Here is a 12626-nt window from a genome sequence, read left to right as displayed (position 1 = left end):
GCACATGGACGACACGCTGCGCCTTGATGTCTGGCTGTGGCGGGCGCGCTTTTTCAAGACACGGTCCCTGGCAGCCGGCCATGTGCGTGGACGCGGGGTGCGCCTGTCGCACAACGGACAGACCCGCCGGATCGACAAACCGGGCCAGGTGATCACACCGGGTGATGTTGTAACCATTGCGCGTGGGGCGCATATAACCAGCGTTGAGATCCTCGAGCTCGGCACACGGCGTGGCCCGCCTGCCGAAGCCCAGGCGCTCTACAGATTGTTGGAAGGCGGACCTGAATGAATATTCTCCGAAATCTCTTCCGGTCCCGCACGCCGGCTGAGCGCGACATGGATCCGAAACTGGCGGCAGCTGCGCTTCTGGTCGAAGCGGCCTTGGTCGATGGCGTATATGTGAACATCGAAAGCGACATGATCGCGGAGATTCTGCTGGACGCCTTCGATCTGGAAGCCGAGCAGGTGGATGAGCTGATTTCCGAAGGCGAAACCCTCGCCGAAGAAGCCGTCGATTCCTTCAATTTTACTCGCCACGTAAAAAAACTTCCCATGGAAACAAGGGTGTCCGTGATCGAGGGGCTCTACCGCGTAGCCCTTTCCGACGGCGAACGGTCTGACGAGGAGGATGCCTTCATCCGCCATGTCGCCTCGCTCCTTTATGTCGACGATGTAGCCCGCGCAGGCGCCCGCCAGCGCGCCGAGGCCCGTCGCACTGCGTAAAGCTAAACACACCGTGCAGGACGCCGCATTGACAGGGCCCGCTACGCGCGCCATTTCGCCCCTGCAAAAATCCTCTGAAGAGGCCTCCCGCCCATGACCTATATCGTTGTCGACGCCTGTATCCGCTGCAAATACATGGATTGCGTCGAGGTTTGCCCCGTCGATTGCTTCTATGAAGGCGAGAACATGCTCGTCATCCATCCGGAAGAATGTATCGACTGCGGCGTGTGTGAGCCGGAATGCCCGGTCGAGGCGATCAAGCCCGACACGGAGGACGATCCGGACGGCAAGTGGCTGAAACTCAATTCCGAGTATTCGAAGACCTGGCCAAACATCACGCGAATGAAAGAGCCGCCGGCGGACCGTGAAGAGTTTGCGCAGGAAACTGGTAAACTTGAGAAATACTTCAGTGCCAATCCGGGGGTCGGAGACTGACCGGCTGATCCCTCCGGGGGCGCTGCAACTGCTGCAGGACTGAGGAAAAGTTAACGATTTCCGGCGCTTCGTTAACTTCATACATGGTTAACGGTTGCGCAGACCTGTTGAAAAAGCTGCAGATTTGTGATACTGTTCAAACTTGAGCAATAAATGAAAAGAGCTGCGACTTCCTAACTCAGACCGTACATATAGCGGACTGGGGTGGGTTTCTTCGGCTCTTATACGCGTAGAAAAGGGCGATAACCGACATGGCGAAAAAAACAGATGCCTCACTGACGTTCGGGGTGGGTCAAAGCGTCGTTTACCCGGCACACGGGGTCGGCAAGATCACCGGGGTAGAGAAGCAGACTGTCGCCGGGATGGAACTGGAAGTTTACGTCGTCGCCTTCGATCAGGACAAAATGATCCTGCGCGTGCCGACCAATCGCGCCGAAGCCTCCGGTATGCGCGCGCTGGCCGGCTCCAAGCTGGTTGACGATGCCCTCAAGACGCTGGGCGGCAAGGCCCGCATCAAACGCACCATGTGGTCGCGCCGAGCCCAGGAATATGAAGCCAAGATCAATTCCGGCGACCTGATCTCGATCGCTGAAGTCGTGCGCGACCTGCACCGCGGCGAAGACCAGCCGGAACAGTCCTACTCCGAGCGCCAGCTCTATGAGAGCGCGCTGGACCGTATGGCCCGTGAACTGGCCGCCGTCGAAAATATCGACAAGGGCGACGCCATGGAAAAGCTGGCCAAATCGCTGGCCAAGAAAAAAGTGGCCGCCTAAGCGACCACTTTACAGAATTCATCATGCAGAAACCCTCGCGAAGCTCCGGCTTTGCGGGGGTTTTTTCTATGCGGCAGCGGCTTTGGCTTTCGCCCGGCCGGAATCGACGATCACGATCGCAGCCGTGATGAGATAGGCGGCCACAACGACCAGCGGCAGCAGGGTGTAGCGCCCCTCCGGCACGAACCACCAGACCATGAACACGGCGACGGCGCGGACCAGGGCATGGTTCATGTAGAGCCAGGTGCGGTTGTAGCTCCAGCCGATCACAGGGAAGTGGAGGGAGAGACCGACCGCCAGGATCAGCGGGAAGAGATCCTTCGCGGTCCAGAGGGCCCCGATCGCCATGGGCCAGAACAGCAGCATGGCGATGAAGGCCGGCAGCAGCACGCTGGTGACCGGCGAGCGGTCCTTCAGGAAATTGTTGCCGAAGATCGCGCCATACATCACGGCGAGGGGGAAGATCGTACCGCTGCCGAACAGGGCGATGGGAAACCAGAAGCGCAGCTCCAGCAGGTACCCGGCCGCGGCGAGACCGGCCCAATAGGTCGCCCCAGCCAGTAGCACGGGGAATCCGCCCCGCAGCCGTACATAGCTTGCCTCGCGCGCATCGCGCAGCGCGGTTTCCAGATCGCTCATGAAGGTATTTCCTGTCTTGCTGGCTCCGCCTGGCGGGGCTGTTTTTCTTTTTAAGGCCCCCAATTCGGTATGATAGACCGTCAATTCAAGGTGTATTTCGAGGGAAACTTAACCGCAACACGCCCGGCATTAACGAAGCCGGGCTGCTCGCCATTTCCTGTTAACCTTAACGAAAACCTGAAGGCGCACTCTTTTCTCCGTCGCCGGACATTCCGGTGACCCTTGGGTTGATCCCGGAAAGTACGGAGAAAACTCCGGCTGAAGGGAAAATGGGTGACAGGAGAACGAGATGCCCTATTCAGATATGCCTTTGCCGCCAGGAGCCCTGCTGGGCGCTGATGCCTGCGCAGAAGACCTTTATCAGGCTGGCCTTGTCTGCGCCGCCGGGATCGATGCCGACATCGATCTGGTCGCCGCACACAAATGGTTCAACCTCGCCGCATCGCGCGGACATGAGGAAGCCAAGTTCCAGCGCCAGGAAATGGCCGAGCTTCTGACTTCGGAAGAAGTGAAGATCGCCCTGTCCGCCGCACGCGACTGGCTGAAACTCGCCCACTAAGACCCGTTCGGGCAGAGAGGGGCGGCAAACACCCCCGATGGCTGAGTGGCTCTTCTCGGCTGCTGCGTGACGCATGTCCGCCGCATAGGGACGTATGCGGACGGTGGGTGTCGCTGGCGACTGCCGGATCTGGCCCGGAAAGCGATTAGGCTCCGGCATGCCTGCAGGGAAGCAGGACACACCGGAGACCGTTCAAAATGCAGCAGGCTGCAAATAATTGCCGGGGCCGTGGGGATGGAACGCCGGCAAAAGGGTGGGCGGCGTTACGAACTCGCCGCGCGGCTGGCCTGGAACCCGGTTTTCTTCTGGGTCGGCCGGAGAAGGAAATAGAGGAACGCGGCGATGAAGCCCAAATCCATCAGCACGATCAGTGTCGTGGTGAAGGGAATGGTGCCGTGGTACCAGTCCGGCAGGTAGACATAGGCAATGCCCAGCTTGCCGAGCAGGCCCGCCCACACAACCGGGCGGTAGCGCTTGGGGTCCCCGCCGACAATCGCGTAAACGACACCGAAACAGAGCACGAGCGCGCCGGTCACTTTCATGAGTGCCGGATCGACCGCTTCTACCGTGCCGGTCATGGCGACCATCGTCTCCGGAGAGATGAAAAGTGGCGCGCCGATTGCAAAATTGAAGAAGGCTGCGGTCCAGAAAAAGATCTGCCAGTCTTTCATGTTCGTCTCCCTCTGCGGCGTAACGGACGGATCCGGACCCGCCGCTTCTCTGAACATTACCCCCAGAATTCCCCGGAAACCTTTATGGCTGTTTTCGCCGATCGATCGAATTGATCGGAACAGCACCAATTTGCTGGGTTTTTCTCATTATATACGTGTGCGGAGTGGCAGAATGGCCACGCCCGACAGCAATCTGGTGTGCTTTGTGCCGTTCAAGTTACACATGCGGTAACCTTGATCCTGGTAACGGACGGCAGGTCTCCCCGTTCCAGACCGGGACGCGGCCGCCGGGGAGCGCCTGTCTCCCCGCGGCACAATCCCGGCCTCAGCCGATCCGTCGATCCATGTCTTTCCAGTAGGGTTCTCTCAGATCCTTGCGCAGGATCTTGCCCGAGGGATTGCGGGGCAGGGTCTCGATGATATCGACCGACTTCGGACATTTGTATCCGGCGATGCGTTCCTTCGCCCAGGCGATCACGCTTTCCGCCGTTGGGGTCTCGCCCGGCTTCGGCACCACGATGGCCTTGACCGCTTCGCCCCATTTCTCGTCCGGCACGCCGATCACGGCGACATCCGCGACGGCCGGGTGGCCGAAGATCGCATTCTCGACTTCCGCCGGATAGACGTTCTCCCCGCCGGACACGATCATGTCCTTCACGCGGTCGTGGATGTAGAGGAAGCCATCTTCGTCGAAATAGCCCGCATCGCCGGTATGGAAGAAGCCGTCGCGGATCGCCTCTTCGGTCGCCTCCGGACGGTTCCAGTATCCCTTCATGACGAAGCCCGCCTTGATGACGATCTCGCCGACTTCGCCAGTGGGCACCGGCGCGCCGGTCTCGTCCACGCAGCGGATCACGGCGCCTGGATAGGCAACGCCGCAGGAGCGTAGCTTGCCCCAACTGGGGTCATGCGCTTCCGGCGGCAGGAAGGTCGCCGCGCCGACCGTTTCCGTCAGGCCATAGAGCTGGGTGAAATTGGCACCCGTGATTTCCTTCGCTTCCAGCAGCAGGCTCTCTGCAATGGGGGAGGCGCCGTAGAAGATCTGCTTCATCCTGCTCCAGTCGATCTCGCGCACATTCGGCTGCTGGGTCAGCATCAGGATGACTGCAGGCACCCAGAAGGCATGCATGATCTCCTGCTCTTCGATCAGGCTGAGGATGACCTGCGGATCGATTTCGCGCAGCACGACGGTTTTTGCGCCCTGGATCGTGGCAAGCAGGCCGATGTTCACACCCGCCACATGGAAAAGCGGCATGGCGTTCATGACGGCTTCGCCGACGCCGTAAGTTGACCATTCCAGCCTGCTGGCCTGTTCGAACATGGAGCGGTAATTGGCATTGGTCAGCTGCACGCCCTTGGGCAGGCCGGTCGTGCCGGACGTGTAGAGCTGGATCACGTCATCTTCCGGCTTTGGCGTCAGGCCGGGCAGGGCGGCGCTCTGGCTGTCGCGCCACTCGCGATAGTCCGGCCATTCGGGGTGGCCGCCATCGACGGCGATGATCTGCACTAGGTCCGGCAGCTCGGCGCGGATCTGCTCGGCCATTTCGTAGAAATCGCGGCCGACGAACAGCACCTTCGCCCCGGCATCTGACAGGATGAACTTCACTTCCGGCGCAGCGAGGCGTGTGTTCACCGCGGTCATCACGGCGCGGGCCTTCGCCGCGCCGTACAGCATCTCATAATATTGTGATGTGTTCTTTGCGAGGTACCCCACGCGGTCGTCCGGTTCCACGCCCAGCGCGACGAGGCCATTGGCGACCTGGTTGGAATAGATATCCAGCTGGCGATATGTCGTCGTCTCGCCTTCGAACCAGAAGGCTGTGTCTTCAGGGCGCATCTGGGCCTGCACACGCGGGACATCCGCCAGAAAAGGCATTGCCTCTGTGTCGATCATGGGTTCCTCCGGCATGTCTTTTTATCGGGCCTGACTGTAGTCGCTTCTGGCTATATGTCAGCCCATCACTGCTTTGCAGCTGCAGGCGGAACCCTTGCGGTCCGCCTGCGTTTACGGCACTTGATGCCCATGACTATTCAAACACCCGCCCCGAACGCCGAACTCGCCGAAACCATGCTGCAACTGGGCCGCAACGCCCGGGCAGCGTCGCGCGCGCTCGGTAAACTGACCGCTGATGACCGTACCCGTGGCCTGGAAGCCATTGCGGCCGCCATTCGCGACGCCGCGCCGGACATTCTGGCTGCGAACGCCGAGGACATGGAAGCTGCCCGCGAAAAAGGCCTCGACGCCGCGATGCTCGACCGGCTGGCGCTGGACGAGGCGCGCGTCGAAGGCATTGCCAGCGGTGTCGAAGCCGTGGCTGGCCTGCCGGACCCGATTGGCCGCGAACTTGCTCGCTGGACGGTGCCGTCCGGGCTGGACATCGCCCGGGTGTCCGTGCCGCTCGGCGTGATCGGCATCATCTATGAGAGCCGCCCGAATGTGACGGCAGACGCCGGTGCGCTGTGCCTGCGCTCCGGCAATGCCGCGATCCTGCGCTGCGGCTCGGAAAGTGCCTTGTCGTCCCGGGCGCTTGTCAGCGCCATGCGCGGCGCGCTTGAGAAGGAAGGCCTGCCGCAGGACGCAATCCAGCTGGTACCGACACAGGACCGCGAAGCCGTCGGCCACCTCCTGTCAGGCCTTGAAGGCGATGTCGACGTGATCGTGCCGCGCGGCGGACGCGGTCTTGTCGAACGCGTGCAGATGGATGCCCGCGTGCCGGTGATCGGCCACCTCGAAGGCCTCTGCCATGTCTATGTCGACGGCGCAGCCGATCCGGAAAAGGCGATTGCCATCGTCGTCAATGCCAAGATGCGCCGGACCGGCATTTGCGGCTCCGCCGAAACGCTTCTGGTGGATTCGGCGATTGCCGACACGCTGCTGCCGAAACTCGCGGATGCCCTGAAAGAGGCCGGCTGCGAACTGCGCGGTGACGAACGTGCCCGCGCCATCGTGCCGGACATGAAGACCGCAACCGAGGAAGATTGGGCCACGGAATATCTGGCGCCGATCCTGGCTGTGGCCATTGTCGACGGCATTGACGGAGCGCTCGCGCACATCTCCCACTGGTCGTCGGGCCATACCGAATCCGTGATCACCGAGGATCAGGCCGTGGCCGACAAGTTCTTTGCAGATGTCGACAGCGCGATCCTGCTGCACAATGCCTCCACCCAGTTTGCGGATGGCGGTCAGTTCGGCATGGGCGCGGAAATCGGTATCGCCACGGGCCGCATTCATGCGCGCGGGCCGGTCGGGGCGGAACAGCTGACGACCTATAAATACCTCGTCCGCGGCAAGGGGCAGGTCCGTCCTTGAGGCCAGTCCGGTTACCGGGTCCTGTAAAGGGGCTACGCATCGGCCTGTTCGGTGGCAGCTTCAATCCGGCCCATACCGGCCACCTCCATGTTGCCGAGACGGCGATGAAACGGCTCCAGCTCGACTGGGTCTGGTGGCTCGTCGCGCGCGGGAACCCGCTGAAGACCGATCATGGCGATTTCAGTAGCCGCTTTGCGTCGGCGGAAGCTGTCGCCGGACATCATCCGCGTATGATCGTCACCGACATCGAAAAGCAGCTCGGCTATACCTATTCCTGGCAGACGCTGCTGACGCTCGCCGCCCATGCGCCGCAAGCCGATTTCGTCTGGCTGATGGGCGCGGACAATATGGTCGGCTTCCATTACTGGCAGCGCTGGCAGGACATTGCTCGGCTGATGCCGATTGCGATCATTGCCCGTCCGGGTGTCGGCCCCGGCGCGCGCAATTCGAGATTCGCCCGCACCTTTGCGAAAGACCGTATCCCGGAAGCCTATGCGCCGCTGCTGCCGGGCATGGTGCCACCCGCCTGGGTCTACCTGAAAGGCCCGTTGGACAAGTCGTCCTCCACCGCGATCCGCGAGGCGAAGGCATGAGCCTGACGCCGGAAGAGCTGGATCGCCACCGCCGCCATATCCTGCTGAAGGAGATTGGCGGGCCGGGCGTGCAGAAGCTGCGCGCCGCCCGTGTTTCCATCATCGGGGCAGGGGCCCTCGGCGGGCCCTGTGCGCTTTACCTCGCCGCGGCCGGTGTCGGCTGGATCGAACTCTGGGACGACGACCGGGTCGAGCGGTCGAACCTTCAGCGGCAGGTTCAGTTCACGGATAAAGACGTTGGCGCGCCGAAGGTGGAGACTCTCGCGGCACGCCTGCGGGCGATGGATCCTTCTATAAATGTTGAGATCAAAGCCGAGCGCTTCGGCGATGGTGCGACGCCGTCAGGCAATATCCTGATCGATGCGTCCGACAATTTCCCGACGCGCTATGCGCTGAACCGGCTGGCACACGAGACCGGCCGCGCGATGGTGCATGGGGCGGCGGCGGGTTGGAACGGGCAGGTCAGCGTCTTCGCCTCGGGTCTGCAGGCGGACGCGCCCTGCTATCAGTGCTGGGTGCCGGAAACGCCGCCCGATGCAGAGGCCTGCGACGAAGTAGGCGTTGTCGGTGCGCTGACCGGCATGACAGGTGCCGCCATGGCGATGGAAGCCGTGAAGCTGATCACCGGCGCAGGCAAGCCACTGATCGGCCGGGTCCTGTTGATCAATGGTCTTGGCGGCGAATCGCGTACTGTCATGTTGCGGCGCGATACGGCTTGTCCGGTTTGCGCCATCAGGTGAGTCCCGGAATTGACAGGGCAGGACCGGGGGCGCTTACTCTGCGCACCTGATTCAGAAATCAACCGGGAGGAAGGAAACGGGTATGCGCCGTTTTCTGGTGGTTCTGCTTACCTTTGCAGCAATATTGGCGGCTGGCTGGTTTGCACTCCAGCGCGCCGACATCGGCTATGACAGGCTCGAACTCGTCTATGCCAATTCCGACAGCCGTATCCTTCCGCTCGAGAATGGCCTGCGCGTTCATTACCGTGATGTCGGCCCGCGTGACGCACCGGCGATTGTGTTGGTGCACGGATTTTCGTCCTCGTTGCACACATGGGAGCCCTGGGTTGCAAACCTGAAGCGCGACTATCGCGTGATCTCGCTGGACCTGCCGGGGCACGGCCTGACGAACTGCCTTGATGGCGAGCGGATCGGCACCGAACAATTCGTAGAAACGGTGGATGCGGTGACGCGCGCACTGGGCGTCGAGACATTCACCCTTGCGGGCAATTCCATGGGCGGCGGCGTGGCCTGGGCCTATGCATTGGCGCATCCTTCACGGCTGGACGGGCTGGTGCTGGTCGATGCCTCCGGCTGGCCGGAAAACGCGCAGGAGGAAAAATCGGACCCACTCGTCTTCAAGCTGCTGTCCAACCCGGTCGCGCGGCGCCTGATGAAGAATACCGACATGACCTGGCTGGTGCGTGACGGCCTGCGTAACAGTTTCGCCGATCCGGATCTTGCGACCGATGACATGGTCAATCGCTACACCGCGCTCGCCCGCGCGCCTTGTCATCGCGACGCCCTGATGGCGCTGACGTCCGGTGGAAAAGGCCGCGTCTGGGCGACAACGGATGCCCTGGACGACATCACCACGCCGACACTGATCCTTCATGGCAAACAGGACAATCTGATCCCGGTCGCTGCGGCCCGGAAGTTTGCCGATGCCATTCCAGGCGCGAAGCTCGTCATCTATGCCAACGCCGGCCATCTGCCGCAGGAAGAGCTGGCCGAGGAGTCCGCTGCCGACCTCCGCGCCTTCCTGATGAGCCTGAATGCCCCTGAAACCGCATCGACGGAGCCAACCGAGGACGGTTGATGCTGTGGCCGGGAAACCGGCAGGGGGCTTCGCGCGTATCAGGGGAGAAGGAGAATTCCAATGCGCCTCACCTTGCCCGCCATCGCCGCCTTGTTCCTCGCAGCCTGTACCAGCCAGCCTGACTATCGCGACGAAACAAACGCGCCGTCGACCGTGTCTTCGGTGGATCTCACCCGTTATGCCGGTCTCTGGTACGAGATTGCCCGCTATCCGAACTGGTTCGAGCGGGACTGTACCGGCGTCACCGCGGAATATGGCCTGAAGGAAGACGGCACCGTCTCGGTCACCAATACCTGTTTCAAGGACACGCTGGACGGCAAGAAGAAGGTGGCCAACGGCCGCGCCCGTGTCATCGAAGGCTCCGGTAACAGCCAGCTGAAGGTGAAGTTTGCGCCGTCCTGGGTGCCGTTTGCGGAAGGCGACTACTGGATCCTGGCGCTGGAGCCGGACTATTCCGCCTCGCTCGTCGGCAGCCCGGACGGAAAGTATCTCTGGATCCTCTCGCGCACGCCGCAGCTGGCACCGGCGAAGCTGGAAGCGTTGAAGCAGCGCGCCGAAGATCTCGGCTATGACTCGGCCCCGCTGGAGATGACGGTCCAGGCGCAACAGGGGTGACGGGTCACGCCGGCTCTGATACGGCGACTTCATGAGCCTGCCTGCCCTTGATGACCGCAATTTCGACGCCGATCGCCAGCACTGGATCGAGGTCCGTGTCTATTACGAAGACACCGATTTCACCGGCATGGTCTATCACGCGAACTATCTCCGCTTCTTCGAACGGGGGCGGTCCGACTGCCTGCGGGATGCGGGCGTGTCGCATCAGGACCTGCTGAATCGCGAAGACCCCGCCGCCTTTACGCTGACCCGCGTGGCGGTCGACTACAAGCGCGCCGCGAAAGTGGACGACCTGCTCCAGATCCGGACGCGCTATCTCGGCCTCGACGGGCCGCGCTTCCTGTTCCGGCAGGCTTGCCTACGGGATGGAAACCTGATTGCCGAGGGCGAGATCACGGCCGTGATGATCCATGCCGATGGTCGCCCGCGCCGTCCGGTCCGCGAGATGATGGACACGCTGGCCGCCTTCCGCTGGACGGGAGCGGATGGATGAAGCGCGCGGCCGTATTGGGACTGGCTACTGTCTCTCTGGCGGCTGGCGCGTTGGCGGACGAGCCGTTCGATAATGAGCGCGGCTTCTACGTGGCGATGCGGGGGTATGGCTCCATTGCGGACCAGAACAACATCCTGTTCGAAGATACCGGTGAAGTTGCCGGTGCCGTTGGCTACCGGATCAGTGAATCCTTCCGCGTGGAAGGGGAGTACGGCTTTCGTTGGTCAAACGTTGCCGGCCTGAACGGCGCACGGGATGCACATGGCAATTTCACCAGCCGGTCCCTGGGCGCCCACGTTTTCTATGACTTTAGGAAAGGGAAGAAGTTTCGCCCCTTCATTGGGGGAGGCGGCGGGGCCGGCGTGCAGGACTACGAATTTTCCGGCCCTGCGGACATCAATCGAGCGTTCATTGTTGAAGTGAAGGACACAAATTCCAGCGCATACTGGAATGCGCTGGCTGGGACGAGCTACCACTTTTCCCCGCGGTTCCGTCTGTCGGCAGGGATGGAGTACGTCACGTACACCGATCAGGCGGTGGCTTCGAATATCGGCGGCATCGACGGCATCAACCGGGCATACAATTTCTATGTCGGCGCCCGATGGTTCTTCGGCCGCACGCACGAATGATCTCCTGCCGCTTTCCCGTGCAAGGTTAATAAAATCGAACAAAATCTTAACCCTTCCCACCTAGCCGGGAGGCAAGCTGCGGAATCAGGGCGCTCTGCCGTGTTTCTGCCGGAATTGTTGTTGAAACAGGGGCACAACGCGCCCGTTCTCACGGGACGCTAGCCTTATCTGCGGGCTGCCGGCCTGCCATCTTCAAGGAGCACATTCGTCCTATGGAATCGGAAGCGATCGGCACAGCGGCCAGTAATACCGACTTTTCCCTGATTGCCCTCATCTTCGAGGCCGACCCGGTCGTCAAACTGGTCATGCTCATGCTGTTCCTGGCCTCGATCTGGTCCTGGATCGTGATCGGCGAAAAGCTGTTCTCGCTGGGGTCCGCCCGCAAGAAGGCGCGCCAGTTTGAAGACGCCTTCTGGAACGGCCGGACCGAAGACCTCGACCTGCGCCCCGGCTCCGGCGGCGTGGATGCGGCCAGCCGCGTGTTCCAGGCTGCGGCCCGGGAATGGTCGGATGCGCGCCGCGTGACGCCCGGCTCCGGTGAGGCAACGGCCCTCGTCAACCGGGCGGAGCGATCCATGCGCGCCACGATCGACCGCGAGCTTGGCCGCGCCGGGAATGGCCTCGGCGTGCTTGCCACGATTGGTTCGGCATCGCCCTTCATCGGCCTGTTCGGCACAGTCTGGGGCATCATGAATGCCTTCCTCAACATTGCGGCTCAGCAGGACACCAGCCTCGGCACCGTGGCCGGTCCGATTGCCGAAGCCCTGTTCGCCACGGGCATGGGCCTCGTCGCCGCTATCCCGGCCGTGATCTTCTACAACAAGTTCACCGGTGACCTGACGCGGTTCGCCGACCAACTCGACGCCTTCTCGCAGGACGTGCTCGTGCGCCTGTCGCGCCGCGCGTCGGATCCGGGACGGGATTGATCGCATGGGCATGATCCTTGGCTCTGGCGGCAAGGGAGGACGGCGCGGCCGCAGGTCCCTGAATGCCGAAATCAACGTGACGCCCTTTGTGGACGTCATGCTCGTCCTGCTGATCGTGTTCATGATCACTGCGCCCATGCTGGTGCGGGGTGAGGACATCAGCCTGCCCAAAACGAAATCCGGCCCGATCCAGACCGACCCGAACGATGCCCCGCTGGCCATCACGATCAAGGCGGACGGCGCGGTGTTCATCCAGAACACGGAAGTCCAGGTCGACACGCTGGGACCGCAGCTGCAGGCCATCATCGGCGAAGGCTATGACAAGCCGATCTATGTGCGCGGTGATGAAGCGACGCCTTACGGCATCATGATGGAAGTCATGTCCGAGATCCGAGCCGCCGGCTACACGCGCGTCTCGCTCGTGACGGAACAGAAGAAATAA

General features: G+C 62.0%; 17 protein-coding genes. 14 read left to right on the top strand and 3 right to left on the bottom strand.

Annotation, left to right across the window (positions count from 1 at the left end):
• Window positions 1-4 precede the first annotated feature (4 nt).
• From HY26_RS18225 to HY26_RS18210, 4 genes are all read left to right on the top strand, one after another.
• Window positions 5-289 (top strand): RNA-binding S4 domain-containing protein, encoded by a 285-nt coding sequence (locus HY26_RS18225; RefSeq protein WP_051599475.1) that lies wholly within the window; start codon window positions 5-7, stop codon window positions 287-289.
• Window positions 286-723 carry a TerB family tellurite resistance protein gene (locus HY26_RS18220; protein WP_034761099.1) on the top strand — a complete coding sequence of 146 codons (438 nt, stop codon included), beginning with the start codon at window positions 286-288 and terminating at the stop codon, window positions 721-723. Before HY26_RS18225 ends, HY26_RS18220 begins: the two co-directional genes overlap by 4 nt.
• 93 nt (window positions 724-816) lie before the next feature.
• On the top strand, window positions 817-1158 hold the full coding sequence (gene fdxA / locus HY26_RS18215) for a ferredoxin FdxA (protein ID WP_112074292.1): 342 nt from the start codon (window positions 817-819) through the stop codon (window positions 1156-1158).
• Window positions 1159-1409: 251 nt separating this feature from the next.
• A complete protein-coding gene (locus HY26_RS18210) occupies window positions 1410-1931 on the top strand; it encodes a CarD family transcriptional regulator (protein WP_034761104.1) in 522 nt (173 codons plus the stop codon).
• A gap of 66 nt (window positions 1932-1997) precedes the next feature.
• On the opposite strand, the gene HY26_RS18205 is transcribed toward HY26_RS18210, so the two are convergent.
• Window positions 1998-2570, bottom strand: a complete 573-nt coding sequence (locus HY26_RS18205; protein ID WP_034761108.1) for a hypothetical protein — start codon at window positions 2568-2570, stop codon at window positions 1998-2000.
• A 289-nt stretch (window positions 2571-2859) separates the two neighbouring features.
• On the opposite strand from HY26_RS18205, the gene HY26_RS18200 reads away from it, so the two are divergent.
• A complete protein-coding gene (locus HY26_RS18200; RefSeq protein ID WP_034761109.1) occupies window positions 2860-3129 on the top strand; it encodes a hypothetical protein in 270 nt (89 codons plus the stop codon).
• Window positions 3130-3392: 263 nt separating this feature from the next.
• Here the strand turns inward: HY26_RS18200 and HY26_RS18195 are convergent, their stop codons facing one another.
• Both HY26_RS18195 and HY26_RS18190 read right to left on the bottom strand, forming a co-directional pair.
• Window positions 3393-3800 carry a hypothetical protein gene (locus tag HY26_RS18195; protein WP_034761110.1) on the bottom strand — a complete coding sequence of 136 codons (408 nt, stop codon included), beginning with the start codon at window positions 3798-3800 and terminating at the stop codon, window positions 3393-3395.
• Window positions 3801-4125: 325 nt separating this feature from the next.
• Complete coding sequence (locus tag HY26_RS18190; protein ID WP_112074291.1) at window positions 4126-5694, bottom strand: long-chain-fatty-acid--CoA ligase; 1569 nt, start codon at window positions 5692-5694, stop codon at window positions 4126-4128.
• A 129-nt stretch (window positions 5695-5823) separates the two neighbouring features.
• On the opposite strand from HY26_RS18190, the gene HY26_RS18185 reads away from it, so the two are divergent.
• The 9 genes from HY26_RS18185 to HY26_RS18145 all read left to right on the top strand — a co-directional run bounded on the left by HY26_RS18185 (window position 5824) and on the right by HY26_RS18145 (window position 12626).
• Window positions 5824-7110, top strand: a complete 1287-nt coding sequence (locus HY26_RS18185) for a glutamate-5-semialdehyde dehydrogenase (protein ID WP_112074342.1) — start codon at window positions 5824-5826, stop codon at window positions 7108-7110.
• Window positions 7107-7703 (top strand): nicotinate-nucleotide adenylyltransferase, encoded by a 597-nt coding sequence (locus HY26_RS18180; RefSeq protein ID WP_112074290.1) that lies wholly within the window; start codon window positions 7107-7109, stop codon window positions 7701-7703. Before HY26_RS18185 ends, HY26_RS18180 begins: the two co-directional genes overlap by 4 nt.
• Window positions 7700-8443, top strand: a complete 744-nt coding sequence (locus HY26_RS18175) for a ThiF family adenylyltransferase (RefSeq protein ID WP_034761114.1) — start codon at window positions 7700-7702, stop codon at window positions 8441-8443. Before HY26_RS18180 ends, HY26_RS18175 begins: the two co-directional genes overlap by 4 nt.
• An 82-nt stretch (window positions 8444-8525) precedes the next feature.
• On the top strand, window positions 8526-9521 hold the full coding sequence (locus tag HY26_RS18170) for an alpha/beta fold hydrolase (protein WP_112074289.1): 996 nt from the start codon (window positions 8526-8528) through the stop codon (window positions 9519-9521).
• A gap of 60 nt (window positions 9522-9581) precedes the next feature.
• On the top strand, window positions 9582-10136 hold the full coding sequence (locus tag HY26_RS18165) for a lipocalin family protein (RefSeq protein WP_034761118.1): 555 nt from the start codon (window positions 9582-9584) through the stop codon (window positions 10134-10136).
• Window positions 10137-10167: 31 nt separating this feature from the next.
• On the top strand, window positions 10168-10629 hold the full coding sequence (locus tag HY26_RS18160; protein ID WP_034761121.1) for a YbgC/FadM family acyl-CoA thioesterase: 462 nt from the start codon (window positions 10168-10170) through the stop codon (window positions 10627-10629).
• Complete coding sequence (locus HY26_RS18155) at window positions 10626-11258, top strand: outer membrane beta-barrel protein (RefSeq protein ID WP_112074288.1); 633 nt, start codon at window positions 10626-10628, stop codon at window positions 11256-11258. The genes HY26_RS18160 and HY26_RS18155 overlap by 4 nt, the downstream gene beginning before the upstream one ends.
• Window positions 11259-11470: 212 nt before the next feature.
• Window positions 11471-12184 carry a protein TolQ gene (gene tolQ, locus HY26_RS18150; protein WP_034761126.1) on the top strand — a complete coding sequence of 238 codons (714 nt, stop codon included), beginning with the start codon at window positions 11471-11473 and terminating at the stop codon, window positions 12182-12184.
• 4 nt (window positions 12185-12188) lie between these two features.
• Window positions 12189-12626, top strand: coding sequence for a biopolymer transporter ExbD (locus HY26_RS18145; RefSeq protein WP_034761129.1), 438 nt, complete (start codon window positions 12189-12191; stop codon window positions 12624-12626).

The sequence above is a fragment of the Hyphomonas sp. GM-8P genome (assembly GCF_003263315.1).
Lineage (GTDB): Bacteria > Pseudomonadota > Alphaproteobacteria > Caulobacterales > Hyphomonadaceae > Hyphomonas.
Note: the sequence above shows the minus strand (reverse complement) of the source record. Positions and strands in the feature narration are given on the sequence as shown.

Coding starts and splice junctions, on each gene's coding strand:
- HY26_RS18225 (WP_051599475.1), top strand. CDS start 5: ATGGACGACACGCTGCGCCTTGATGTCTGGCTGTGGCGGGCGCGCTTT.
- HY26_RS18220 (WP_034761099.1), top strand. CDS start 286: ATGAATATTCTCCGAAATCTCTTCCGGTCCCGCACGCCGGCTGAGCGC.
- fdxA (WP_112074292.1), top strand. CDS start 817: ATGACCTATATCGTTGTCGACGCCTGTATCCGCTGCAAATACATGGAT.
- HY26_RS18210 (WP_034761104.1), top strand. CDS start 1,410: ATGGCGAAAAAAACAGATGCCTCACTGACGTTCGGGGTGGGTCAAAGC.
- HY26_RS18205 (WP_034761108.1), bottom strand. CDS start 2,570: ATGAGCGATCTGGAAACCGCGCTGCGCGATGCGCGCGAGGCAAGCTAT.
- HY26_RS18200 (WP_034761109.1), top strand. CDS start 2,860: ATGCCCTATTCAGATATGCCTTTGCCGCCAGGAGCCCTGCTGGGCGCT.
- HY26_RS18195 (WP_034761110.1), bottom strand. CDS start 3,800: ATGAAAGACTGGCAGATCTTTTTCTGGACCGCAGCCTTCTTCAATTTT.
- HY26_RS18190 (WP_112074291.1), bottom strand. CDS start 5,694: ATGATCGACACAGAGGCAATGCCTTTTCTGGCGGATGTCCCGCGTGTG.
- HY26_RS18185 (WP_112074342.1), top strand. CDS start 5,824: ATGACTATTCAAACACCCGCCCCGAACGCCGAACTCGCCGAAACCATG.
- HY26_RS18175 (WP_034761114.1), top strand. CDS start 7,700: ATGAGCCTGACGCCGGAAGAGCTGGATCGCCACCGCCGCCATATCCTG.
- HY26_RS18170 (WP_112074289.1), top strand. CDS start 8,526: ATGCGCCGTTTTCTGGTGGTTCTGCTTACCTTTGCAGCAATATTGGCG.
- HY26_RS18165 (WP_034761118.1), top strand. CDS start 9,582: ATGCGCCTCACCTTGCCCGCCATCGCCGCCTTGTTCCTCGCAGCCTGT.
- HY26_RS18160 (WP_034761121.1), top strand. CDS start 10,168: ATGAGCCTGCCTGCCCTTGATGACCGCAATTTCGACGCCGATCGCCAG.
- HY26_RS18155 (WP_112074288.1), top strand. CDS start 10,626: ATGAAGCGCGCGGCCGTATTGGGACTGGCTACTGTCTCTCTGGCGGCT.
- tolQ (WP_034761126.1), top strand. CDS start 11,471: ATGGAATCGGAAGCGATCGGCACAGCGGCCAGTAATACCGACTTTTCC.
- HY26_RS18145 (WP_034761129.1), top strand. CDS start 12,189: ATGGGCATGATCCTTGGCTCTGGCGGCAAGGGAGGACGGCGCGGCCGC.